Annotated in this window: 23 protein-coding genes; 5 read left to right on the top strand and 18 right to left on the bottom strand. The window is 66.6% G+C overall.

The window, feature by feature from the left end; all coding sequences use genetic code 11:
* Both QP803_RS13605 and QP803_RS13600 read left to right on the top strand, forming a co-directional pair.
* A complete protein-coding gene (locus QP803_RS13605; protein ID WP_284944007.1) occupies nucleotides 1-780 on the top strand; it encodes a TatD family hydrolase in 780 nt (259 codons plus the stop codon).
* Nucleotides 777-1568: an MBL fold metallo-hydrolase gene (locus tag QP803_RS13600; protein ID WP_284944006.1), complete on the top strand. Its 792-nt coding sequence runs from the start codon at nucleotides 777-779 to the stop codon at nucleotides 1566-1568. Before QP803_RS13605 ends, QP803_RS13600 begins: the two co-directional genes overlap by 4 nt.
* 43 nt (nucleotides 1569-1611) lie before the next feature.
* On the opposite strand, the gene QP803_RS13595 is transcribed toward QP803_RS13600, so the two are convergent.
* Together QP803_RS13595 and trxA are read right to left on the bottom strand one after the other, a co-directional pair.
* Nucleotides 1612-1983 (bottom strand): acyl-CoA thioesterase, encoded by a 372-nt coding sequence (locus QP803_RS13595; protein ID WP_284944005.1) that lies wholly within the window; start codon nucleotides 1981-1983, stop codon nucleotides 1612-1614.
* Between the two features lie 13 nt (nucleotides 1984-1996).
* Complete coding sequence (gene trxA / locus QP803_RS13590) at nucleotides 1997-2323, bottom strand: thioredoxin TrxA (protein WP_284944004.1); 327 nt, start codon at nucleotides 2321-2323, stop codon at nucleotides 1997-1999.
* A gap of 146 nt (nucleotides 2324-2469) precedes the next feature.
* Here trxA and QP803_RS13585 point away from each other — a divergent pair, with 146 nt between their 5' ends.
* The gene (locus QP803_RS13585; protein ID WP_284944003.1) at nucleotides 2470-3312 is read left to right on the top strand and encodes a glycosyltransferase family 9 protein; all 843 of its coding nucleotides are present in this window, start codon (nucleotides 2470-2472) and stop codon (nucleotides 3310-3312) included.
* A 21-nt stretch (nucleotides 3313-3333) separates the two neighbouring features.
* Here the strand turns inward: QP803_RS13585 and addA are convergent, their stop codons facing one another.
* The 4 genes from addA to tsaE all read right to left on the bottom strand — a co-directional run bounded on the left by addA (nucleotide 3334) and on the right by tsaE (nucleotide 11183).
* The gene (gene addA, locus QP803_RS13580) at nucleotides 3334-6873 is read right to left on the bottom strand and encodes a double-strand break repair helicase AddA (protein WP_284944002.1); all 3540 of its coding nucleotides are present in this window, start codon (nucleotides 6871-6873) and stop codon (nucleotides 3334-3336) included.
* A gap of 103 nt (nucleotides 6874-6976) precedes the next feature.
* Nucleotides 6977-9937 (bottom strand): double-strand break repair protein AddB, encoded by a 2961-nt coding sequence (gene addB / locus QP803_RS13575; RefSeq protein WP_284944001.1) that lies wholly within the window; start codon nucleotides 9935-9937, stop codon nucleotides 6977-6979.
* Nucleotides 9934-10689: a nucleotidyltransferase family protein gene (locus QP803_RS13570; RefSeq protein WP_434082921.1), complete on the bottom strand. Its 756-nt coding sequence runs from the start codon at nucleotides 10687-10689 to the stop codon at nucleotides 9934-9936. The genes addB and QP803_RS13570 overlap by 4 nt, the downstream gene beginning before the upstream one ends.
* 26 nt (nucleotides 10690-10715) lie before the next feature.
* Complete coding sequence (gene tsaE, locus QP803_RS13565; RefSeq protein WP_284943999.1) at nucleotides 10716-11183, bottom strand: tRNA (adenosine(37)-N6)-threonylcarbamoyltransferase complex ATPase subunit type 1 TsaE; 468 nt, start codon at nucleotides 11181-11183, stop codon at nucleotides 10716-10718.
* 100 nt (nucleotides 11184-11283) lie between these two features.
* Here tsaE and QP803_RS13560 point away from each other — a divergent pair, with 100 nt between their 5' ends.
* Nucleotides 11284-12297, top strand: a complete 1014-nt coding sequence (locus QP803_RS13560; RefSeq protein WP_284943998.1) for an NAD(P)/FAD-dependent oxidoreductase — start codon at nucleotides 11284-11286, stop codon at nucleotides 12295-12297.
* A gap of 52 nt (nucleotides 12298-12349) precedes the next feature.
* Here QP803_RS13560 and QP803_RS13555 read toward each other — a convergent pair whose 3' ends face one another.
* From QP803_RS13555 to QP803_RS13540, 4 genes are all read right to left on the bottom strand, one after another.
* Nucleotides 12350-12505: a hypothetical protein gene (locus QP803_RS13555; RefSeq protein ID WP_284943997.1), complete on the bottom strand. Its 156-nt coding sequence runs from the start codon at nucleotides 12503-12505 to the stop codon at nucleotides 12350-12352.
* A gap of 82 nt (nucleotides 12506-12587) precedes the next feature.
* The gene (locus tag QP803_RS13550) at nucleotides 12588-13028 is read right to left on the bottom strand and encodes an RbsD/FucU family protein (RefSeq protein ID WP_284943996.1); all 441 of its coding nucleotides are present in this window, start codon (nucleotides 13026-13028) and stop codon (nucleotides 12588-12590) included.
* Between the two features lie 52 nt (nucleotides 13029-13080).
* Entirely contained in the window at nucleotides 13081-13599 is a 519-nt protein-coding gene (locus QP803_RS13545; protein ID WP_284943995.1) for a phosphate-starvation-inducible PsiE family protein, read from the bottom strand.
* Between the two features lie 19 nt (nucleotides 13600-13618).
* Nucleotides 13619-14629: an alpha/beta fold hydrolase gene (locus tag QP803_RS13540; RefSeq protein WP_284943994.1), complete on the bottom strand. Its 1011-nt coding sequence runs from the start codon at nucleotides 14627-14629 to the stop codon at nucleotides 13619-13621.
* Nucleotides 14630-14821: 192 nt separating this feature from the next.
* On the opposite strand from QP803_RS13540, the gene QP803_RS13535 reads away from it, so the two are divergent.
* Nucleotides 14822-15313, top strand: a complete 492-nt coding sequence (locus QP803_RS13535) for a YciE/YciF ferroxidase family protein (protein WP_284943993.1) — start codon at nucleotides 14822-14824, stop codon at nucleotides 15311-15313.
* A 97-nt stretch (nucleotides 15314-15410) separates the two neighbouring features.
* Here the strand turns inward: QP803_RS13535 and phnN are convergent, their stop codons facing one another.
* From phnN to phnG, 8 genes are read right to left on the bottom strand one after another with little or no spacing between them, the layout of a single operon-like run.
* Entirely contained in the window at nucleotides 15411-15959 is a 549-nt protein-coding gene (gene phnN, locus QP803_RS13530) for a phosphonate metabolism protein/1,5-bisphosphokinase (PRPP-forming) PhnN (RefSeq protein WP_284943992.1), read from the bottom strand.
* Complete coding sequence (locus tag QP803_RS13525; protein ID WP_284943991.1) at nucleotides 15956-17101, bottom strand: alpha-D-ribose 1-methylphosphonate 5-triphosphate diphosphatase; 1146 nt, start codon at nucleotides 17099-17101, stop codon at nucleotides 15956-15958. The genes phnN and QP803_RS13525 overlap by 4 nt, the downstream gene beginning before the upstream one ends.
* On the bottom strand, nucleotides 17098-17802 hold the full coding sequence (phnL, locus tag QP803_RS13520; RefSeq protein ID WP_284943990.1) for a phosphonate C-P lyase system protein PhnL: 705 nt from the start codon (nucleotides 17800-17802) through the stop codon (nucleotides 17098-17100). The genes QP803_RS13525 and phnL overlap by 4 nt, the downstream gene beginning before the upstream one ends.
* Nucleotides 17799-18572: a phosphonate C-P lyase system protein PhnK gene (phnK, locus tag QP803_RS13515; RefSeq protein WP_350356029.1), complete on the bottom strand. Its 774-nt coding sequence runs from the start codon at nucleotides 18570-18572 to the stop codon at nucleotides 17799-17801. Before phnK ends, phnL begins: the two co-directional genes overlap by 4 nt.
* Nucleotides 18569-19420 (bottom strand): alpha-D-ribose 1-methylphosphonate 5-phosphate C-P-lyase PhnJ, encoded by an 852-nt coding sequence (locus QP803_RS13510; protein ID WP_284943989.1) that lies wholly within the window; start codon nucleotides 19418-19420, stop codon nucleotides 18569-18571. The genes phnK and QP803_RS13510 overlap by 4 nt, the downstream gene beginning before the upstream one ends.
* A complete protein-coding gene (locus QP803_RS13505) occupies nucleotides 19417-20505 on the bottom strand; it encodes a carbon-phosphorus lyase complex subunit (RefSeq protein ID WP_284943988.1) in 1089 nt (362 codons plus the stop codon). Before QP803_RS13505 ends, QP803_RS13510 begins: the two co-directional genes overlap by 4 nt.
* Nucleotides 20506-20507: 2 nt before the next feature.
* The gene (gene phnH, locus QP803_RS13500) at nucleotides 20508-21080 is read right to left on the bottom strand and encodes a phosphonate C-P lyase system protein PhnH (protein WP_284943987.1); all 573 of its coding nucleotides are present in this window, start codon (nucleotides 21078-21080) and stop codon (nucleotides 20508-20510) included.
* Nucleotides 21077-21535 (bottom strand): phosphonate C-P lyase system protein PhnG, encoded by a 459-nt coding sequence (phnG, locus tag QP803_RS13495; RefSeq protein WP_284947915.1) that lies wholly within the window; start codon nucleotides 21533-21535, stop codon nucleotides 21077-21079. Before phnG ends, phnH begins: the two co-directional genes overlap by 4 nt.
* Nucleotides 21536-21573: the final 38 nt, after the last annotated feature.

Here is a 21573-nt window from a genome sequence, read left to right as displayed (position 1 = left end):
ATGCTGATCGATAGCCATTGCCACCTTGACTATTTCAAGGACGAGGAACTGCCCGAGGTCATCGCCCGCGCTCGCGCCGCCGGCGTGGGGGAGATGGTGTCCATCGGCACCAGCCTGGAACAGTCCCGCCGTATTCTCGCGCTCGTCGAGGATCAGCCGGGCATCTGGTGTTCGGTCGGCATCCATCCCCAGCATGCGCATGAGGAGCCGGTGCCCGATCCGGCCGATCTCGTCGCCATGACCCAACACCCCAAGGTCATCGGCATCGGCGAAAGCGGCCTCGACTATTTCTATGAGACGGCGCCGCATGAGGTGCAGCAGGCGGGCTTCCGCGCCCATATCCGCGCCGCCCGGCAGGCGGGATTGCCTCTGGCCATTCACGCCCGCAGTGCCGACGCGGATATCGAGGCAATCCTGCGGGAGGAGCGCGATGCCGGCGGCCCCTTCGATTTTTTGCTCCATTGCTTCACGGCCGGTCGACCGCTGGCCGAGGCGGCCATGGAGATGGGCGGCTATATCAGCTTCTCCGGCATCCTGACCTTTCCGAAATCGACCGAGTTGCGCGACATCGCGCGGGATATGCCGGCTGACCGTATCCTTGTGGAAACGGATTCGCCCTACCTCGCGCCGATGCCCCATCGCGGCAAGCGCAACGAACCCGGCTGGGTCGCCCATACGGCCGCGACGCTCGCCACCGTGCGCGGGCTGGAAACAGAGGCGCTTGGCGCTCTGACCACGGCGAATTTCCGCCGGCTTTATCCGAAGGCGATTGCAGCTTGAAAGTAATCGTTTTGGGCTGCGGCGGCTCTGCGGGCGTGCCGATGATCGGCGGCGCCGATGGTCGGGGCGATTGGGGCGAATGCGACCCGGCAGAAAAGCGCAACCGACGCACCCGGTCGAGCATCGTGGTGCAGGGCAATAGCGGCCGACGCTTTCTGGTCGATACCTCCCCGGATATGCGGACCCAGTTGATCGACCACGGCATCGTCTCCGTGGAGGGGATCCTGTTCACCCATTCCCATGCCGACCACATTCTGGGGCTGGATGATGTGCGCATCCTGAACCGCATCATCGGGCGGCCGATGCCGGTGCGGGCCGACGCCCATACCGTGAGCGAGTTGCAGCGCCGTTTCGATTACGCCTTCCTGCCATGGCGTCCGCCCGGCTTCATCCGCCCGGTATTGGACATCGATGTCGTGAAAAGCGGCGACCGCGTCTCCCTTGCCGGGATCGAGATCGAGGTTTTCGACCAGGACCATGGCTTCTCAACCACGCTCGGGTTTCGCCTCGGCCGCTTCGCCTATTGCACGGATGTGGTGGATCTCGATGCGCCGGCTTGGGCGGCTCTGGAAGGCATCGACACTTGGATGGTCGATTGTTTCCAGCGTGAGCCGCATCGGACCCATGCGTCCTTGGCGATGGTGGTGGAATGGGCGGCGAAGCTTGGCGCGCGGCGCACCATCCTCACCCATATGGGCACCGACATGGATTGGGGCTGGATGATGCGCAATCTGCCGCGCGGGCTGGAACCCGCCTATGACGGCATGGAAATTACCATTCCAGAGTAGGGCGGAAAAGCGGAGAGCATTCCGCCATCAGCCCGGTCGTCGTTCAACCCGGATTGATCGGCCTCGGCTTGCGGCTTTCATCGAGCGCCACAAAGGTGAAGGTCGCCTTCGTGACCGGAATTGTATCCGTCTCGAACCGCGTCCGACGCTCGGCTTCGACCGTAATCTTCATGGAGGTGCGACCCATGGAGAGAAGTTCCGCGAAGAAGCTGACCTCGTCGCCTACCTGGACCGGTGACAGGAACGCCATGCCATCGACGGCGGCAGTGACGCAGCGGCCCTTGGCGATGCGATGGGCGAGGTTGCCCGCCGCAAGGTCCATCTGCGCCATCAGCCAACCGCCGAAGATATCGCCCGACGGATTGGTGTCCGCCGGCATGGCGATGACGCGGATCAGGGGCTCGCGCACCGCCATGTCCGGGCGCCGACTACAGGCTGCGCTCGATCCAAGCCTTCAGCACGCTCTTCGGCGCGGCGCCAACCTGCGTCGCCGCCGGCTTGCCGTCCTTGAACAGGATCAGGGTCGGGATACCGCGCACGGCGTAGTTGTTCGGCGTCTCGGGATTTTCATCGATATTCACCTTGGCGATGGTGATCTTGCCGGCATATTCGGCCGAGATCTCTTCCAGCGCGGGCGAAATCGCGCGGCACGGACCGCACCATTCCGCCCAGAAATCGACGACGACCGGACCGGTCGCCTTCAGAACGTCGGCATCGAAACTCGCGTCCGTGACAGCCTTGGTATTGCCGGCCATGGGAACCTCATTTGCTGTAGCGGTCCTGAAACGAAGGACGGCTATGGTGTGTTGCAACAAACGTGGTGCATCCGGCCCCCAGGAGCAAGCACTGGCTCGGGCACTTCAGGCGTGCGGGCTCGGAACGGCGCGGGAGATATGCGGATTTGCCGCCGATCACCATCCTAAACGGCTTCGGTATCAGCCTCGGCGACGGAATCATCGGGCTGCAGGCACTCTCGGTCGCGCGCACCATCGGCGCGATTGAGGGACCCGTCGTGCTGGCCCGGATCGACTCGGCGGCGAAACCGCTGCTGCCGCAGCTCTATGATCTCGCCGGTGATCTCGCCGCCGTGGTGCCGATGGCGGAGGCTGATCTGGCCGGGCCGGTCATCGATATGCGCGACTTCGCCTATGACCCAGGATTTGCCCGCATTTCCATGATCGACTTCTTTTTGAGCCGCCTAGGCGTGGCGCCTGACAGCGTGGCGTCGGTTCTCAAGCGCAATACCTGGCTGGCGCCCCGCGCCGGGCGGCTTCCGGGTCTCGGCCTCTCGCCCGGATATACGCTCGTCTGCCCAACGGCCTCGATCGCCTTGCGGAATATGCCGGAGGCCGTGCATGGCGCCGTCATCGCCCGACTGAGCGGGCCGGTCTTGACGCAGGGGCCGCCGAGCGGAGGTGCCATCGCGGCGCCGGTCTGCAAGACCATTCGCGAACTCTGCGCCCTGGTCGCGGGCGCCCGTTGCGTGATCTCCACCGACACGGCGACGATGCATCTGGCCGATGCCTTCTCGGTGCCGTGCCTCGCCTTCTTCACCACCCATCGGCCGGAATGGCGGGTGCGGGACTATCCGCTCTGCCAGGCCATCTATCTTCCCGCCGATCTGCCGGCGAGCATCGAATTTCCGCGCGACGACGCCGATTTGGTCGCCGCCCGCGCGGCCTGGTTTCCAGACGGCGACAACCTCATCTGGCTCGACCGTGCGCTGACGGAATTTGGGGTTTAGGCGGAACTGCGCTTTTCCGCCCTAGGACGTGCTCCCCGGCGCGTAGCCGTCGAGCATAGCATCCGGCAGGGGTGTGACCGTCGCGGTTTCGGTCCAAACGAGAGCGCAAAGCACGGCACGGCCGGGGAAGATCGCGCGCAGCAAAGCCCGATAGGCTGCCATTTGCCGCAGATAGAGGATCGGCGTTTCGCCGATCTCCGCCGGTGGCTGGCGGCCGGTCTTGAAGTCGATCGCCACCACCTGCTGGTCGGACACCGCGAGGCGATCGACGATACCGGTGATCACCACGCCGCCGGCCTCACCCGCCAGCGGCACTTCCGCCCGGCTGCCGGGCGCGAAGGCCTGGCCGAGTGAGGGATGGTCCAGCACGGCGAGGCATTGGGCCAGCACGCGCTTGGCCTCCGCCGCGTCCAACGCCGAGCCGGGCCGCGTCAGGAAGCCGCGCCCGGCCTCCGCCCGCCGCATCGGCGCGATGTCGGGCAGATGTTGCAGCAGGCCGTGGATCAGCGTGCCGCGTGCGAAGCGTGCCCCGCGCGCCGCCTGGCCGAAGGTGCGGGCCGCGACCGGTGAATCGGCTTGCGGCACAGGGCCGAAGGCGGCCTGATCCGGTCGGCTTGGTGCCAGGGGTTTTGGTCGTGCGGGCTCCGGCGGTGGTGGTGACGCCCGCCACTCCGGCGCTTGGCCCAACCATGGCGGCATGGGGGCGACGACGAGCGACGTCGTTTCCGCCTTGCTCATTGGCGGCGGCCGGCGCTGCGGCGCGGAAAGTGACCGGATCGTTTCGGGCCAAGCGCCCGCCGCCATCTCCTCCGGCGCGATCTCCAGCCGATCGAAGCCGCGCCCGATCAGATCGTGCCAGGTCGGCGCCGTGCCGCGCGTGCCGGTTTCCCAACCGCAGACCAGCAGCCGGTCCTCCGCGCGGGTCATAGCGACATAGAGCAGACGGTGATGCTCCTCGACCGCGCGTACCTGCATCTGGGACTGAAAGCTCAGGCTCTCCTCGCAATGCATGTCCCGGCGCGGGCAGAAGATCGGCAGGTCCGACCCATCCGCCTCGTTGCGCATCCACAGCAGATTGCCGCGACTGGGCGGCGGCCGGCCTGCGGCATCGGCCATGATGACGATCGGCGCTTGCAAACCCTTGGAGGCATGGACGGTCATGATGCGCACCGCATCCCCGGCGGCGCCGGGCTCGCGCTTGGCCTCGGTGGTGGATTGGCGAAGCCAGTGGAGAAAGCCCTGCAGCGAGGGCGCGTGGCTGGCGCCATAGGTCAACGCCGCGCCGAGCAATTCATCCACCGGCTCGGCCGCTTCCGCGCCCAGGCGATGGAATAGCCGCGCCCGCCCGCCGAGGGCGCCGAGCGCCTGGGAGAACAGGGCATGCGGGCTGGCGTAATCGACGCGCGGCTGCAGGGCGCGGAAGAAGGTCCAGGCCGTCTGCCAGTCGGGCCGTTCCGCCGCGCGGAGGCGCAGCGCCTCAAACAGATGTCGCTGCGTGCGACCCGCCGCCAGAGCCATCAGACTGTCATCGGTCAGATTGCCGAGCGGGCTGGTCAGCCAACAGGCGAAGGCGAGATCGTCCTCTGGCAGCAGCAGGCTATCCGCCAGCGCCATGAGATCCTGCACCGCCGCCTGGGCGGTGAGTTCCAGCCGGTCGAGCCCCGCGACGGCCACGCCGGCGGCTTTCAGTTCCCGCACCAGCAGCGGCGCGAAGGGCGCGCGCTTTTGCAGCAGCACGAGAATGTCGCCCGGCGTCACCGGCCGCCCCTGGCTCTCCAGCATCATGCCGCCGGTCGTGGCCTGCGCAATCCATTGCGCCAGCGCGCGGGCAAGCCGGCTGGGTGCCGAGGCCTGGGCGAGGTTGGTGTCGGGGATCAGCCAGGGCTCCGGCGCCGGCGTGATCTGCCGGGGCATCAGCGGCCATAGCTCCACCCGGCCGCCATCCTCGGGTCGCGCCGAGACATGCTGCAGCGGCTCACCGGCGGTCTCGACCACGCCACGCGCCGCTTCGGGGTCGGCAAAGACGGCATCGACCAGGGCCAGCACCGGCACGACGGAGCGGAAGGACACGTCGAGCGCGCCGTCATGCCACTCTCGCTTTGCGGTGCGAACCCGGTCCCGCAGCTTGCCGCGCCAGGCGTCGAAGGACAGCAGGTCGGCGCCCTGGAAGCCGTAGATGGATTGCTTGCGGTCACCCACGGCGAAGACCGTGCGCTTGGTCTTCTCATTGGCGTCCCGCGTGCCGGCGCCGGCGAAGAACTCCTCCGTCAGGCTGCCGGCAATGCTCCATTGGCCGGGCGCGGTGTCCTGCACCTCGTCCAGCAACAGGTGATCGAGACCGTGGTCGAGCTTGAACAGCACCCAGGCGGCGCCGGGATCGCGCAGCAGATCATTGGAGCGGAGGATGAGGTCACCGTAATCCATCAACCCCTCCACCTGCCGCCGCCGCGCCTGGGCCTTCAGCACCGGCAGCGCGAGACGCAGGAAGGCGGCTGAGAGCGTGGCCAGGCGGTCGGCGGCGAAGGCGTCGTTCAGCGCCATGAGCCGAAGCTGCTCGGCCTCGATCACCGGCCAGATATCGGGCTCGGCCAGGTCGAGCTTTTTGCCGACGAGGAAAGTAAGGGAACGTGGCTCGCCCTTGGTCAGCAGCCCGTCGCTCCAGCTCTGCCAGGTCTCCTGGCGACGCTCAGGAGAGCCAGCGAGCCAGTCGAGCAGCGCCAGCGCCTTGGCTTTCGCGCCGGGCGCGCCGCGTTCCGACACTGCGCCGAGAGCATAGCGCAGGTCCGTGTCGTCGGCGCCTTCGACCGCCAATGTCCAAATCTCGGCCTCGGTCCGCTTGGCGCCGACGACGCGCCGCTGGGCTGCGATCAGGCTGGACAAATCCTGCTTGAGGAGGTGTTCGGATCGTTCGCGCCCGCCATCGATGTCGCGCAACAGCCGGTCGAGATCATCCGTGCCGATCTGGGCGGCGAGGGCGTCTACCGCCCCGGCCATGCCTTCGGTGCCGTCATGCACGCGGGCGAGCATATGCTCCTGCTCCTCCCGCAGGTTGATCATGGCATCGCGCTCTTCCACCAGCCGGAAATGGGGGGAGATTCCGGCTTCCAGCGGAAAGCGCCGCAGCAGGGATTGGCAGAAGGCGTGGATGGTATCGATGCGCATGCCGCCGGGCAGATCGAGCACGATGGCGAACAGGCTGCGCGCGCGCTTGCGGTTCACGGGCGTCGGCGGAACCGACAGGTCGTGCAATGCGCGGTCGAGCACCTCGTCGGGCAGGCTGACCCAGATGCCGAGGCGGTCCTGCAGCCGCAGGGCCATTTCGGCGGCGGCGTTGCGGGTGAAGGTGAGGCACAGGATACGACCGGGATCGACGCCGGTCAGCATCAGGCGCAGCAGTCGGTCGGTCAGCAGCTTGGTCTTGCCCGATCCGGCCGAGGCCGCCACGAAAGTCGAGACGGCAGGGTTCGAGGCCGCCATCTGGTGGCGGCTGGCCCGCACCCGCGCATCATCGGCGCTTGGCGTCGGCGGGAGCGCGAGTGAGGGTTGAGCGGTGGTTGTCATGCCGAATGCCCACGGATGTGGCCGGTGGAATGCGCTGCGCTTTTCCACCCTACGACGGGGGACCGTAGGGTGGAAAAGCGAAGCGCATTCCACAGGCGACGCATCACGCCGGGTCCTCCCCGACGCCGGCCCATTCGGCCATGCGGGCGAGGCGGCCATACCCCGAATCGCGGGCAGCGCGGCCGGGATGCGGCCGGGCAAGATAGGCTTTGCCCGGATCGTCGAAAGCCGCGATCAAGGCCAGCAACGCCGTCTCGGATTGGGCGATCAGCGCCGCAAGCTCGGCCTGATCGGGCACCGGCTCGATCACCTCGCCGGGCTCGGCGCCGCCGCGCAGGCGCCAATAGCTCATCTCGGCGGTGGCGCCGCTGAAGATCGGCCCAAAGGCGCCGGCCGCCGCCATCGCGGCCTCCAGCGGCAGTTGCGGCGCGTGGCCTTCGCGGACGCGCTTCTCAGTCGGCACGGTGCCGGTCTTGTAGTCGATCAGACCGAGGCTGCCGTCCTGCCGACGTTCGATCCGGTCAGCTCGGCCGCGCAGCAGAAACGCCCCGGCAGGGCCTCGCAGCTCCCACTCGCCGGGAATCTCGGCACCGATGGCGGTCAGCGACAGCCCCGCCCGCCGCGCGGTTTCGACCGAGGCGATCCAGTCCGCGATCCGCACCAGACGCGGGCGCCACCAATTGGCCAGCGCCGGGCGCAGCTTCGCGTCCCCCAGCGCATGCTCCATCGCCGCGCGCAGCCGCAGCGGGGCATCCGGCCGCCAGTCCGCGCCGGCTTCCTTCAGAAAATGCTGCATCCCCGCATGCACCAGACGACCGTAATCGGCGGCATCCGTTGCCTGATCCAGCGGATCGAGTTCTTTGAGTCTCAGGATATGCCGGGCATGAATCGCATAAGGGTCGGCGAGCCACGTCTCGATTTCGGTGATGCTCAGCCGGCGTGGCCGTAGCGGCACGGCCGGGCGCGGCGACGGCGGCGCCACCGGCTGCGGCGCGCCCGCCGGCTGGTCAAGCGCCCGCGCCCAGTCCAGCGCGGGATGTTCGGGCAGCGTCAGTTGCCCGCCGGCCAGCATCGCCTCCAGCCGCTTGAGCCAGCGCGCCGGGACTGCAGGCGCCCCGGCGAGGCGACGTGGCGCGCTGAGAATGACGGTGGGTGCGGCACAGCTCACCGACACGAAATCATGCGCTGTCTGGCCGATGATCTCCTCCGGCGAGGGCAAGCCGGCCTCGGCCCGCATTCGGCGACTGAGCCAGGGACCGGGATCGGTCGCGGGTGGCCAGACGCCCTCGACCAAGCCGCCGAGGACGATGACATCGGCGCTTTGCAGACGCGCTTCCAACAGGCCCCAGATGAAGATTCGGGGATGGATGCTGCCGCCTTCGCCGAGGCCACGCAGCGCGCGACGACCGCGCACGACCTGACCCTCCAGCAGCGCATCGAGCAGCCCCGGCAACACGCGCGGGTCGGTGTCAGGCAGGCTTTCCAGTGCCGGCAAGGCTTCGGCGATCATGGTGGCGAGCGCCTCGCCCTCCTCAGCCGACCACAGCATACGGTCGCCGCGCGCGTTCTCGGTCGTGGCGATTGCCTCGGCGGCTTCGGCGAGGGCCGCGAGCAAAACGGCTGGGCTCTGAACCTGCCCGCCCTCGACGAGGAGGAGCAGGGGGCGCAGCGCCTCTTCCAGCCGATCCAGCAGCATCGGCGCGAGTAGGTCTTCGCTGCGCGATTGCGACAGCGCCTCCCTCAAGCCCGCCAGCCGCGAGGGCGGGCGGGGCCCGCGCAGGCAGGCGAGTTCCAGGGCGCGCGCAGCGGCGCGGCAGGCGCCGGGCGACAGACCGAGCGCCGCCAATGGATGCTTGAGCATCGACAGGAGCGGCACCGGCGCCAGGCCATCGGCCACCGCGCGGGCGATCAGGCGCATCAGCGTCGCGGGCGGCGATTCCGCCAAGGGCTCGCCGGCGCTGTCATCGGCGGTGATGCCGAAGCGCGCCAATTCCGCCACCACCCGCGCGGCCAAGGCGCGGTCGGGCGTGACGAGCACGGCGGTCGCGGCCGGCGTTTCGATGGCGTCGCGCAGGATGGCGGCAATGGCCAGCGCTTCCTGCTGCTGATCGGCGGCGCGCAGGCGAAACATGCCCTCCAGCGGCAAGGGCGCCGCTTCCCGCCAGCTGCCCAGTGCCTCGGCCGGCAGCAAGGCGCGGGCGAGCAAGCCAGCGCGCCCGCTCTCGGCCGCACCCTCTCGCCAGGGCCGCACATCGCCGCGCGTCGCACCCAGGGCGCCGAGCAATCGTTGCATGCCGGCCTGCGGATGGCCGTGCTGAAGCGTGTCCCAGACCTCATCGGCCATCGCCCGGTCCAGGCCATGGAGAATGACGGCACCCTTGGGGAGCGCTGCCACGACGCGGGCGAGATGCGCCACCGTCGGAATGCCGCCGGCAATGCCGGCCATCCAAACCGGAAACGCCGGTGCCGCCGCTTCCCAGGCCTCGGCTTGGGCATGCAACAGCCGGACCTGCCGCGCGACCGGGTCCATCAGCCCCGCATCGGCGAGGATCGCCGGCCATTGCTCGGTGGCGATGGCCAGGAAGGTCAGGGTCTTCTGCCAATGGGCGGCGAGTTCCTCCGGCACTGTCGCCCGCAGGGCGGTGGCGAGCGGCACTTCCGCGCGCTCGGCCTCATCCATCAGGGCCGCGAGTTCGCGCGCCAGCCGCCAGGTCGCGTCGAGCCCTGCCGTCGGCGTGCCGCTCGCGCGTTCAAGTGCCAGTACGAGGCGGGACAGGGCGGCCAGCCGCTGTGCCTGCGGCATGGCCGGCGGCAGGTCGAGCGCGAAACCGCCGAGGGTGAGCGCCGCCTCATCCGCCGCGCCAACGGCCGCGATGCGCGGCAACAAAATCGGCCGCCCATCGGTGGCGCGGAGGAAGGCTTCGCTCAACCCGCGTGCCGCGCGCCGCGTCGGCAGCAGGATCACGCCATCCGATAGTTCGCCATGGTCCGCGAGCCAGCGGCGCGCCATTTCATCCAGGAACGCGTGTCCGGCCGGAATCGACCACAGAGCCGGTCGGCTCAACGGGTTTCTCCCGTCGAGCGCTCCCGCAGTTCGGCTTCGGCATGGTCCAGATCAGGGGGCGTAGAGAGGTGGAACCACAAACCGTCATGCACGATGGCGCGGAGTTTTCCAGCTTCCAACGCGCGATCCCAGAGCAGGTTCATGCTGAAGGGCGCCGCCGGCGCATCCTGAAACAAGGCCGGCGACAGGATTTGAACGCCCGCAAAGATATAGGGCACCTGTTCATTCTCCTTCGGGCGGCGGGGAATGCCCCAGCGGTCCAAGGCGAAATCCCCGGCACCGACCTCCCCCGAGACCTGGGCGCCGCGATGCAGTAACAGCACCGCCTCCGCGCCACTGTCGCCCGCTTCGACCTCCATCGATCCCGCAAGCCGGGCCAGGGCGACCGCAGGCCCGTCCAGCCAAAAGGCGTCGCCGTTCACGACAAAAAAGGGCGCCTCGCCCAGCAGGCCGGCGGCGAGCGCCGCCGCCACAGCGCCGCCGGTATTGAGAAGCCGATCCTCCCGCATCACAACGGTTTTCGGCCCCTCGGATCGCGCCGCCAGATGCGCCTCGACTTTTTCGGCCTGCCAATGGGTATTGACCACCACCTGTTCGACACCGGCCGCCGCCAGCCGATCGAGCGCGTGATCGAGAAGCGTGCGCCCTTGCAGGCTGAGCATCGGCTTCGCCGTGTCTTCCGTCAGCGGGCGCATGCGCGTGCCGAGGCCAGCGGCAAGGATCATCCCGTAGCGGGGCGGGTTCTTCGGCATCTCGCCCAGGCTTGGCTGTGTCATCGTCATGCGGCCAATGCCTCCAGCCGATCGGGCCAGCCGGTCAATCGGGCGCGACGCGCCTCCTCCGACACCGGCATCAGGTCGATCGCCAGGGCATCGGGCGGCGTCAGGTCGCCCAACCGGTCGGGCCATTCGATGAGGGCGATGTCGCGGAAAGCCTCGTCCAGCCCCAGCTCCCGCAAATCGGGTCCGGGCTCCAGTCGCCACAGATCATAATGATGCACCACGCCGCGCGGCGTGTCGTAGCTCTGCACCAGGGTGAAGCTCGGGCTCGGCACATCCATCGCCGGATCGCCCACAAGGTCGCGCAACAGGGCGCGGGCGAAGGCGCTTTTGCCGGCGCCGAGGGGCCCGCTCAGCAACACGGCATCCTCGCGGTGCAACAGCGCGCCGACGCGCCGGGCGAGCGCTTCCGTCGCCGCGAGGGTCGGCAGGTCGAGCAGCAGGGCGGGTGGCGAAACTTCGGGCATGGGCCGAGCATGCCTCATGGGTGGACGGACAGGAAGGCCGCCGCCTAAGTTCCGGCGCGTCGGGTCCGTCCCGAGGGTATGACACTGAAGGCGAATGCTCATGGCTGAGGTCATCGACACCGACATCGCGATCATCGGCGCGGGTCCCGCCGGGCTTTTCGCGGTCTTCGAATGCGGCATGCTCAAGATGCGCTGCGTGCTGATCGATGCCCTGGACGCCGTGGGCGGACAATGCACGGCGCTCTATCCTGAGAAGCCGATCTACGACATTCCGGCCCATCCGGCGATCGAAGCCGGTGACCTCGTCAGCAGACTCGAAGCCCAGATCGAACCCTTCGCCGCACCGCGCCTACTCGGGCGTCGCGTCACGGGCCTGAGCGGCCAGGCAGGGGCCTTTACCCTCGATACGGATCGCGGTGACCGCATCACGGCGCGGGCGGTGATCATCGCCGCCGGGGCCGGGGCCTTCGGGCCCAATCGCCCGCCTCTCGACGGTCTAACGCAGTACGAGGCGACCGGTGGCGTGCAATATTACGTGCGGCGGCGGGAGGATTTCCGCGGCAAGCGCGTGGTGATTGCGGGTGGCGGCGACTCGGCCGTGGATTGGGCCCTGGCCTTGAAGGGCATCGCCGCGTCCATCGCCGTGATCCATCGCCGGCCGAAATTCCGCGCGGCGCCGGAAATGGCGGCACGGTTGGATGCGGCGGCGGTGGCCGGTGAGATCGAACTGGTGATCCCCTATCAGCTACAGGGTTTGGTGGGGGAGGCCGGCATTCTGACGGGCGTGCAAGCCGCGACCTTGCAGGGTGAAGTGCGGCTGCTGCCGGCCGATGTGCTGCTGCCGTTCTTCGGCCTGTCGATGGATTTGGGGCCGATTGCCGACTGGGGCTTGGCGCTGGAGATGCACCACCTGCCGGTGACGCCCGCAACCTGCGAGACCAGCCTTGCCGGCGTCTTCGCAATCGGTGACGTCGCAACCTATCCCGGCAAGCTCAAATTGATTCTACAGGGGTTTTCAGAGGCGGCGATGGCGGCACATGCCATTCATCCGCTGGTGCATGAGGGCGTGGCCCTTCATTTCGAATATTCCACGAGCAAAGGCGTGCCCGCGTAGTGCGCGCAAGGTAGCGCCGGCGACCCGGATCACTCCGGGCCGCCGGCGAAGGTCATCCGACGACGAGAAGCACGATAATGATGATCACGATCAGGCCGAGCCCGCCGCCGAGGCCATATCCATAGGAGCCGCCGAAGCCGCCGCCGACGAAGCCGTAGCCGCCGCCGAAGAGCAGCAGCAGGATGAGGATGATCAGAAGAAGGCGCATGGTGTTATTCCCGCTAAATGACGTGTCTGTAACTTAGCTGGGGGCGAGTTGGATTCTGGCAAGGCCACCAGTGAGTTAAGAGTTATCCCTCGCCCGGTCGCAGGACACCCTTCTTCAGGATGACGTTGCCATACAGCCGACGCTCGGCGGTGGCGACCACGGCAAAGCAGGTCCGCACGCGGTCGTAGAAGGCGAACCGCTCCAGCGGCGTCAGCGCGAAGCGGCCGTCGCTGTATCGTTTCACGATCGCCTCGAACTCCTCGCAGACCGGCGCCATCTCCTCCGGCGCATGGACCTGCTTCATCGAAAACGCCGTCTCCGTTTCGAATTCATCGAGCGGCATGAGCTTGAGGATGGCCTCGGCCATATGCGTGGCAGTGACTCCGTCCGCACGGACGACGCGCTTGCCCATGGTGACCGAGGGGAAATTCGCATCGACGATCGCGATTTCGTCGCCATGGCCCATCTGCCGCAGGATCGCGAGCAGTTCAGGGGACAGAATGGGGTCGATATGGCGCAGCATGGCGGAATCCTTAGTGTCTGAAGTGGAAGACTATCAAGCGATCGGCGTCGGGTCAGGACTCGGCGGACGGCAGCCCCGAAGCGGCGGCGCGCATCTGCTGATCGAGCGCCCGTGTCTCCTGGTCGCGCACCAGCCAATACACGATGCCAAGCGACAGAATGGCGCCGGCGACCGCCAGCACCTCCAGCACATTGATCTCCTTGAGGTCCAGGATAATGAATTTCCGCAAGGTGGCCAGCAGGCCGATCAGGATGATCGAGCGGATTCGCACCACGCTTGTTTGTGTCGATGAGACGATCAGGAAAGATCGCTTGAACTCCAACCCGATCAGCACGGTGAAGAACATGGCGAAGACATTTGGATAGATGACGGGGTTGCCGGGATCGAGTTCGCCATTCGCCAGCAGCGCATAGGTCGTCAGCACCAGATGCCAGGCCGCGACCGCGATCAGCACGACGATCACGACGGTGAGGGTGAGCATCACCAGATGCTCGAAGGTTTCGTACAAGGTATTGCCCAGAAATCGGCGAAATGCGGGGCCAATTCGGTGAGGCGTAGTGTCGAGGGCCATGGCGTCCCGTTCCGGGTTATTATCGTTCGAGCCAGTCTCGCACGGCTGCACGTAGAAAAGCGAAATCTTCCGGAATACCGTCCGGGGCGCCCGCCACGTGACCCCAGACTGTCGGGATGGCCTTCAAAGCGCCCGACTTCAGGGATGCCAGTTCTGCGGCGTTATCGGCGACCGGAAAATAAAGGTCGGTCTCACTGGGCACGAGCAGAACCCGTGCTTCGATGGCACTGAGAGCCGCCGCCAGGTCGCCCTGATGCGCGGTGCCGGCGCTGATGTCCCCGGCGTACCAGGTCCGCAGGCCGGCATAGAGGTCGGCTGCCGCCAGGCTGAAGCCCGGCTGCCAGTGATTGTCGAGATAGTCGTCGAGGTCGGTGGCGCCCGTGCTGCTCAGGTGCAACCCCGCGCGATACCAATCCTGGCTCATCGCCCAGCCGGCATAGTTGCGGGCGAAGGCGCGCAGGGCGGGTTTCGGCTCCGACGAGAAGCGGCCACCGCCGATATGCTCGGGCGCGGCCTCCAGCGTCGCCATCAGAGACGCGAGGAAGACCTTATTGTGCGGCGCGGTGCGCGCGCTGCCGCAGACGATGATGGCGCGCTCGGCGACCCCTGGCTCCAGCGCCGCCCAATGGTAGGACTGTTGCGCACCCATCGAGAAGCCATAGGCGCAGGCCACGCGCTCGACGCCGAACACCTCCCGCAGCAGGCGCTGCTGCGCCAACACATTGTCCCGCGCGGTGACGAGTTCCGGGTAGTCCGGGTTGTTCGACGGGCTGGAGGACAGGCCATTGCTGAACATATCGGGGATGACGATGAACCAGCGGCTGGGATCGAGCAGGCTATCCGGCCCGATGGCCCATTCAAGATCGGGGTGCTGCGCACCGTAGCTGGTGGGATAGACGATAACATTATCGCGCGCGGGGCCGAGGGTTCCATGCGCCTTCCAGGAGATTTTGGCATTCGGCAGGGTCGCACCCGACTGCAGCGCGAGGGCGCCAAGATCGAAGGTGCCTTGTTGGGTGGGCCAATCCATGACAGCGCTCCCGTGAATGAGCACGCAAACTCGCTGGTTTGTCGCTGTTTGAACAGCCCGGACTGATCCACACCTGAGCGTGAACAGCGACACCCTTGGGCCTGCCTTCCCAGACCCCAGCTTTGGCATCAGGCAGCGGTTGCAGATCCGATCGCTCCGAATTTTGGTTCGACCAACATAGGGAAGTTTACCATGGACACCTTGCCGGAACTTTTCATGCATTTCCTCAAGGACGTGTATTACGCCGAACGTCAGGTTTCGAAATCGCTGCCCAAGCTTGCCAAGGCGGCGCAGAGCCCGGAGCTGAAGCAGGCCTTCACCGAGCATCGCACGGAGACGACCGTGCATATCGAGCGTCTTCAGAAGGTCTTCGAAATCCTCGGCAAGCGTGCCCAGGGCGTCACTTGTGAGGCCATCAACGGCCTGATCGAGGAATGCGAGGAATTGTTGGACGAGGCAAAGGAGCCGAGCCCGGTTCGTGATGCCGGCTTGATCGCCTGTGGCCAGGCCATCGAGCATTACGAAATGGCGCGGTATACTTCGCTGCATGCCTGGGCGAAGATCGCCGGCCAGGAAGACATTGCGAGCCTTCTGGAAGAGACTCTCGGCGAGGAGAAGAAGGCCGACGCGCTGCTCAACACGATCGCCACCACCAAGATCAATGAGATGGCCAAAGCCGCGTAAGAAGTTTCGTATTCCGCCGTGCGATGCTGCGTCACGCGGCGGAATACGCTGTGCTTTTCCGCCCTACGGTTCTGATGTAGGGCGGATGAGCGCAGCGTTATCCGCCATGCCCCAACCGCCGGAGACATGACGCGAAGGCATCGATGCCTTCCGCGACCGTCCTGTCATTCATAATGGTATACGTCCGCAACCCTTCAGGTCGTGGCACATCCCGCGCCAAACGCGCCGCGATATCTGCGCTCGTCTCGCGCCCACGCGCCCGGAGTCGATCGGCCCGGACATGATCCGGCGCGGTAACCTCGATCACCGCAGCGGCATAGCGCGACGCCGCCTCTGCCAGCACGGCGCGAGAGACATTGGCGATGACGACACGCTCGGCGGCGATGTCATCCGCGATGTCCGCCGGAATTCCGTAATGCAGGCCATGCGCTTCCCAATGCAATGCGAAGCGGCCGGCATCCCGCGCGCGGGCGAAGGCTGCGACATCCAAGGCCTCTTCCAGCATTTCCTGTGCGACTGGCCGTGTCACCATCCGCCGCGCAAAACGGAAGCGCCCATCATGTGCCAGTGTCCTCGCGGCGCCAGCGAGCAGCGTATCCTTGCCGGAGCCGGACGGCCCCACCACCAGGACCAGCAAGCCGCTCACGCGACGCGCTCACCCTGCCGCCAGACGGCCATGGGCGCGGCCAGGCCCTCGTATCGTCGCACGCGCACAAGGTCGGCGCGCAGGCCGGGCATGAGGCGACCACGATCCTTGAGGCCCGCGAGGCGGGCGGGGCCGGATGTGATCAGCGCCACCGCGGCAGCCAGCGGCAGGCCTGCATCGGCGGCGACGAAACAGGCTTCCACCAGAGCCGGCGGCACGTAATCCGAAGCGAGAGCGTCCACGGCGCCAGCCGCCAGCATCTCGGCGGCAGAGACATTCCCCGAATGCGATCCGCCGCGCACGATATTGGGCGCACCCGCAATGACGTCCATGCCATGGCTTTTCGCGGCGCGCGCGGCGGCCAGGCGTACGGGGAATTCGCTGATGGTGATGCCGTCCGCGTGGTTGTCGGCGATTTCCTCGACCGTCTCATCATCATGGCTTGCCAGCACAACCGGCAGCGTCCGCACCAGGTCGAGCAGCGCGCGGCGATTGGGTTCGCGCAGCTTGGCCCGCTGCGACATGAGGTGTTCGATCAAGACTTCGATGTCCGACGGGGCCATGCCCTCGCGCCGCTTGCGGGCGCGAAAGCGTTCGAGGTCGGCATATTGGCCGACGCCCGGCGTGTGATCCATCAGACTGACCATACGCACAAGCGGATGTTCAGCCACGGTGTGAAGCGAGTCCAGCATATCCGCTGCCGGCAATTCACAGCGCAGATGCAGAACATGGTCGGATTTGAACAGGCCTGAGCCCGACAGGGCCGTGAGGTCGGACACGCCCTCGCGGAAGGTCCTTGCGCGGTCATCCTTGTCGATGCCGAGATTGCCGAGGCACAGCGCATCGAAAACGGTGGTGACACCCGCCGCCGCGCATTGCCCGTCATGCGCCAGGAAGGCGGAGCGGGAGGGCCAGCGCGCGCCGGCCCGTGGCTCGACCTGCCGTTCCAGATTATCCGTGTGCAGGTCGATGATTCCCGGCATCAGGATATCGCCGCCGAAATCCAACGCGCCCGGCAGGGAGGAGGCGCCCTCGGCGATATCGGCGATCAATCCGCCGCGGAGCACCAGGGTTCCGAGCACGACATGATCGCTCAATACCAAGCGGGCATTGGTCAGCACGGTTTCCGCTTGATAGGTCATGCCGCATCCTGAAGGGGGGTGAGGGCGAACAAACGGTTGGCGATGGCATCACGTGTCGGCGCATCATGCACGATGCCGAGGATGGCGGTGCCGGCGGCTTTCGCCTCCGCTACCAAGCCGATGACCACATCGCGGTTGGCGGCGTCAAGCGAAGCGGTGGGTTCGTCGAGAAGCAGGATAGGGTGGCCGCCGAGAAAGCCGCGCGCCAGATTCACGCGCTGCTGCTCGCCGCCCGAAAAGGTTGCGGGGGGCAGGGCGTGCAGCGCTTCGGGCAGGTTCAGGCGCAGCAGCATCGCCCGCGCTGCCGCGCGCGCCGCCTCGGGCGTGGCACCCCGCATCGTCTGTGCTTCTGCCACAATGTCGAGCGTGGAGACGCGCGGCACCACACGTAGGAATTGGCTGACATAGCCCAGGGTTTCGCGCCGCACTTCCAGCACCAGGCGCGGATCGGCCTGGGCGATATCCACCCAATCGCCGCGATGACGGATCATGATATGTCCGGCCTCGGCGCGGTAATTGCCATAGAGGCTGCGCATGAGGGTGGACTTGCCGGTGCCGGACGGCCCCGACAGCACAACGCATTCGCCGGCATCCAGCGTGATGTCGATGTCACGTAGAACGTGGATGCGCGTCCCATTTTGCAAATGTAGGGTGAAGGATTTCCCCAACCCTTCGGTGCGCATCATCTGTTGCGCGCTCATGCGGATAGCACCGAACTGACGAGCAACTGCGTATAGGGATGCTGCGGATCGTCGAGCACTTGATCGGTCAATCCCGTTTCAACCACCTGGCCATGGCGCATGACCAGAATGCGTCCGGCAAGCAGCCGCGCCACTGCGATGTCATGCGTAACCAGAACCACGGCGATCCCGAGGCGCGCGACAAGGGAGCGGATGAGGTCGAGCAGCCGTGCCTGCACGGAGACATCCAACCCGCCGGTCGGCTCATCCATGAAAACCAGGCGGGGATGCGTGGCGAGGGTACGCGCGATCTGCAAACGTTGCAGCATGCCGCCTGAAAAGGTGCGTGGCAGATCATCGATCCGGTCCGCGCTGATTTCCACCTGCCCCAGCCAGTCGATGGCGCTGGCGCGAATGGCGCTATAGTTGCGCGCGCCTTGCGCCATCAATCGCTCGCCGACATTGCCGCCGGCCGAAACGCCCATACGCAGCGCGTCCCTTGGGTTTTGGTGAATGAACCCCCAATCCGAGCGATGCAGCGACCGCAGCTTCGGTGCCGCCATGGCATGCACATCCTCGATCGTGCCCTCAGGATCGCGGTAGAGGACATGGCCGGAATCGGGCGCGACACGACCCGACAGCACATTGAGCAATGTCGTCTTGCCAGAACCGCTTTCACCGACGATGGCCAGAACCTCGCCCGGCCATAGCGTCGCCGCCACGCCGTCCAGCGCATGGATCGGCCCGAAGGTGAGGCGCAGATCACGCGCTTCGAGCATCGCGTCGCTCATGCGGCTTCTCCCGCCGCGTCGGCGGCTTCCTGTCGGCCGGCGCAATAATCGGTGTCCGAGCAGAGGAACATCCGGCCGCCGCGATCGTCTGTCACCACTTCATCGAGGTAGCTGTCGCGTGCGCCGCACAGCGCGCAGGCATGGGGCGCACGGGTGAGGCGGAAGGGATGATCGTCGAAGTCGAGCGGCACGACGGCGGTATAGGGCGGCACGGCATAGATGCGTTTTTCGCGGCCCGCGCCGAAAAGCTGCAGCGCCGGCATGCGGTTCATCTTCGGTGTATCGAAGGCCGGAATGGGTGAGGGCGACATCAGGTAGCGGCCATTCACCATCACCGGATAGTCGTAGCTGATCGCGACATGGCCGAAGCGCGCGATATCCTCATAGAGCTTCACATGCATCAGCCCGTATTCGGCGAGGGCATGCATCTGTGCGGTTTCGGCGCGGCTATGCTCCAACTTGGCGAGGGGCTCGGGCAGCGGCACTTGATAGACAAGAATCTGGTCCGCCCGCAGCGGCGTTTCGGGAATGCGATGGCGCGTCTGGATGACCGTTGCTTCGCTCGTCCGCGTCGTTGTCTCCACACCCGCGACACGGGCGAAGAAGCGACGGATGGATACGGCGTTTGTGGTATCATCTGCGCCCTGGTCGATCACCTTCAGCACGTCATCCTGGCCAAGAATGGCCGCCGTCACCTGAATGCCGCCGGTACCCCAGCCATAAGGCAGGGGCATTTCGCGCGCCCCGAAGGGCACTTGATGGCCGGGGATCGCTACGGCCTTCAGGATGGCGCGGCGGATCATCCGCTTTGTCTGCTCATCCAAATAGGCGAAGTTGTAACCGGTCATGCTGCGTTCTCCACCTCGGCAAATGCGGTTTCCCGCATCCGCCGAACGGTTTCGAGTTCGCTTTGAAAATCGACGTAATGGGGCAGCTTCAGATGCTCCACGAAGCCGGTCGCTTCGATATTGTCGCAATGGGACAGGACGAATTCGATATCCTGCGCCGGAGCCGTCACGTCTTCCCCGAGCTCCGACGCGCGCATGGCGCGGTCCACCAAGGCCATGCCCATGGCCTTACGCTCGCCATGGCCGAAACACAGGCCATAGCCGCGCGTGAACTGCGCCGGCTCGGTTTTGGAGCCGCCGAACTGGTTGACCATTTCGCATTCCGTGAGGGTGATACGACCGATATCGATCGCGAAGCCGAGCTCCGGCGGTACGATCTCCACCGCCACGTCACCGACGCGCATTTCGCCCACGAAGGGATGGGTATTGCCGTAGCCGCGCTGCGTAGAATAGCCGAGGGCGAGAAGAAAACCCTCATCGCCACGGGCCAAGGCCTGCAAACGCAAGTCCCGATCTGCGGGAAAGGCGAGCGGCTCGCGTGTCAAGTCACCGGGCGTCTGGTTTTTGGGCGTTTCGGCGGCGATCAGGCCTTCCTGATCCAGCAAATCCATCACGCGCGGCATGGCGGGCTCGTCAGCGACGGCGGGATGCGCTGCGCGGCTTTCCGCCTCACGCGCGACGGCGAGAGAGAAGTCGAGCAGCCGGTGCGTATAATCATAGGTTGGCCCCAACACCTGGCCGCCCGGCAGATCCTTATAGATCGCCGAAATGCGCCGCCGGATCAGCATCTCCGAGGTTTGTACGGGCGTCGAGGCGGCGAAGCGCGGCAATGTCGTGCGATAAGCCCGTAGCAGGAAGCTCGCTTCGATGAGATCGCCCTGCGCCTGCTTGATGGCGAGCGCCGCGAGATCTCGGTCGTAGCACGAGCCTTCGGCCATCACCCGGTCCACCGCACGGCCGAGCTGTGCGGCGATCTGCGCCGTGCCGACCTCGGGCACCGCCGGATCGCCGCGCCGATCCTCGGCGAGCCAGGCATGAGCGGCGTCGATCGCACGCTCGCCGCCTTTGACCGCGACATAGGCCATGCTCAGCCCTCCCCAATGCGAAGGCTGCGGGGCAGGGCGCAGAAGGACTCGCCTGCGCAGAGGATAAGGTCCACGCCGCGCGGAAACAGACGATGATTGGCCGCCCATTGCGCCACGAAATCGGTCGGCAAACCTCGGGGCGTGATGATCGTCGGTGCCTCCAACCCTGGCCCGTACAGCGTCAATCGCGGGCCGCCGGTCAGCGCCGGCACTTGCAGGATGACGGTCGCGGCGGTTTCGGGCGCAGCGTCGGTGCCGGCGTTGAAGGCCGACAGGGGCGGCAGGCTGGTGACGCAGGCGAAAGCGGCGTCTGCCAAGGTCGGCGCGCGAAAGACGCCGGCATGGAAGGCAAGCCAGTCCCAGCTCGGGGCGAGCGCATCATCAAGCCAGAGGGAAACCTCGGCATCCACCAGCGTCAGCAGAACGGCGGCGGTGGCGCCGTCCAGCGGCGGGGCCGCGATCATGCGCGCGGCGGTGTCGATGCTGCCCGGGTGGGACATGGCGTTGAGAACGGAGCGGAAGCAGGCCTGTGCTTCTTGCACAGGGTCTGCGAAGCCGGGACGGTCGAGGGTCATGAGCGCATGGTCGCCAAGGTGAAGAAATCGACTTTGGTGGTGGCGGCCTGCGCCGCGACGCGGGCGTCTGCTGCCGCCTGCGCGGCGGCCAGCGGACCCACCACGGCGCGTTCCAGGGCGGCGCCTTCGGTCGGGTCCTGCAAGGCGGCATCCAGCGCCGCCGCCAGCTCGGCCTTTCGGCTGTCCCGCCCGGCGATATAGGCGTGGCCGAGCACGCCGCGCGCATTATGCACGGTGCAGCGCGTGACCGTCATTTCACCCAGGTTGAAGGCGCTGCCGCTGCCGCCGGCGCGGCCCTGTACCATGACCAGACCCGTTTCCGGACCGCGCAGCCGTGTATGACCGGGCAGCGGCGCGAGCTCGCTCAGACGCGCCTCGATTGCCGAGACCTCGGACTTGGCGAGCACGGCCATCCAGTGTTGACGGCGGCGGGTGATGTCATTCTCGGTCGTCATGGTCACCTGAAATTCATCTAGACGTCTAGACAATACGC

The organism is Acidisoma sp. PAMC 29798, assembly GCF_030252425.1.
In the GTDB taxonomy this organism is placed as follows: Bacteria; Pseudomonadota; Alphaproteobacteria; order Acetobacterales; family Acetobacteraceae; genus Acidisoma; species Acidisoma cladoniae.
The sequence above is the reverse complement of the archived record's forward strand: the minus strand, read 5'-3'. Positions and strand labels throughout refer to the sequence as shown.

What these genes read in the sequence shown, in the direction of transcription:
- QP803_RS13605 (WP_284944007.1), top strand. Translation starts at nt 1, where the DNA reads ATGCTGATCGATAGCCATTGCCACCTTGACTATTTCAAGGACGAGGAA.
- QP803_RS13595 (WP_284944005.1), bottom strand. Translation starts at nt 1,983, where the DNA reads ATGGCGGTGCGCGAGCCCCTGATCCGCGTCATCGCCATGCCGGCGGAC.
- trxA (WP_284944004.1), bottom strand. Translation starts at nt 2,323, where the DNA reads ATGGCCGGCAATACCAAGGCTGTCACGGACGCGAGTTTCGATGCCGAC.
- addA (WP_284944002.1), bottom strand. Translation starts at nt 6,873, where the DNA reads ATGACAACCACCGCTCAACCCTCACTCGCGCTCCCGCCGACGCCAAGC.
- QP803_RS13570 (WP_434082921.1), bottom strand. Translation starts at nt 10,689, where the DNA reads ATGCCGAAGAACCCGCCCCGCTACGGGATGATCCTTGCCGCTGGCCTC.
- tsaE (WP_284943999.1), bottom strand. Translation starts at nt 11,183, where the DNA reads ATGCCCGAAGTTTCGCCACCCGCCCTGCTGCTCGACCTGCCGACCCTC.
- QP803_RS13560 (WP_284943998.1), top strand. Translation starts at nt 11,284, where the DNA reads ATGGCTGAGGTCATCGACACCGACATCGCGATCATCGGCGCGGGTCCC.
- QP803_RS13555 (WP_284943997.1), bottom strand. Translation starts at nt 12,505, where the DNA reads ATGCGCCTTCTTCTGATCATCCTCATCCTGCTGCTGCTCTTCGGCGGC.
- QP803_RS13550 (WP_284943996.1), bottom strand. Translation starts at nt 13,028, where the DNA reads ATGCTGCGCCATATCGACCCCATTCTGTCCCCTGAACTGCTCGCGATC.
- QP803_RS13545 (WP_284943995.1), bottom strand. Translation starts at nt 13,599, where the DNA reads ATGGCCCTCGACACTACGCCTCACCGAATTGGCCCCGCATTTCGCCGA.
- QP803_RS13540 (WP_284943994.1), bottom strand. Translation starts at nt 14,629, where the DNA reads ATGGATTGGCCCACCCAACAAGGCACCTTCGATCTTGGCGCCCTCGCG.
- QP803_RS13535 (WP_284943993.1), top strand. Translation starts at nt 14,822, where the DNA reads ATGGACACCTTGCCGGAACTTTTCATGCATTTCCTCAAGGACGTGTAT.
- QP803_RS13525 (WP_284943991.1), bottom strand. Translation starts at nt 17,101, where the DNA reads ATGACCTATCAAGCGGAAACCGTGCTGACCAATGCCCGCTTGGTATTG.
- phnL (WP_284943990.1), bottom strand. Translation starts at nt 17,802, where the DNA reads ATGAGCGCGCAACAGATGATGCGCACCGAAGGGTTGGGGAAATCCTTC.
- phnK (WP_350356029.1), bottom strand. Translation starts at nt 18,572, where the DNA reads ATGAGCGACGCGATGCTCGAAGCGCGTGATCTGCGCCTCACCTTCGGG.
- QP803_RS13510 (WP_284943989.1), bottom strand. Translation starts at nt 19,420, where the DNA reads ATGACCGGTTACAACTTCGCCTATTTGGATGAGCAGACAAAGCGGATG.
- QP803_RS13505 (WP_284943988.1), bottom strand. Translation starts at nt 20,505, where the DNA reads ATGGCCTATGTCGCGGTCAAAGGCGGCGAGCGTGCGATCGACGCCGCT.
- phnH (WP_284943987.1), bottom strand. Translation starts at nt 21,080, where the DNA reads ATGACCCTCGACCGTCCCGGCTTCGCAGACCCTGTGCAAGAAGCACAG.
- phnG (WP_284947915.1), bottom strand. Translation starts at nt 21,535, where the DNA reads ATGACGACCGAGAATGACATCACCCGCCGCCGTCAACACTGGATGGCC.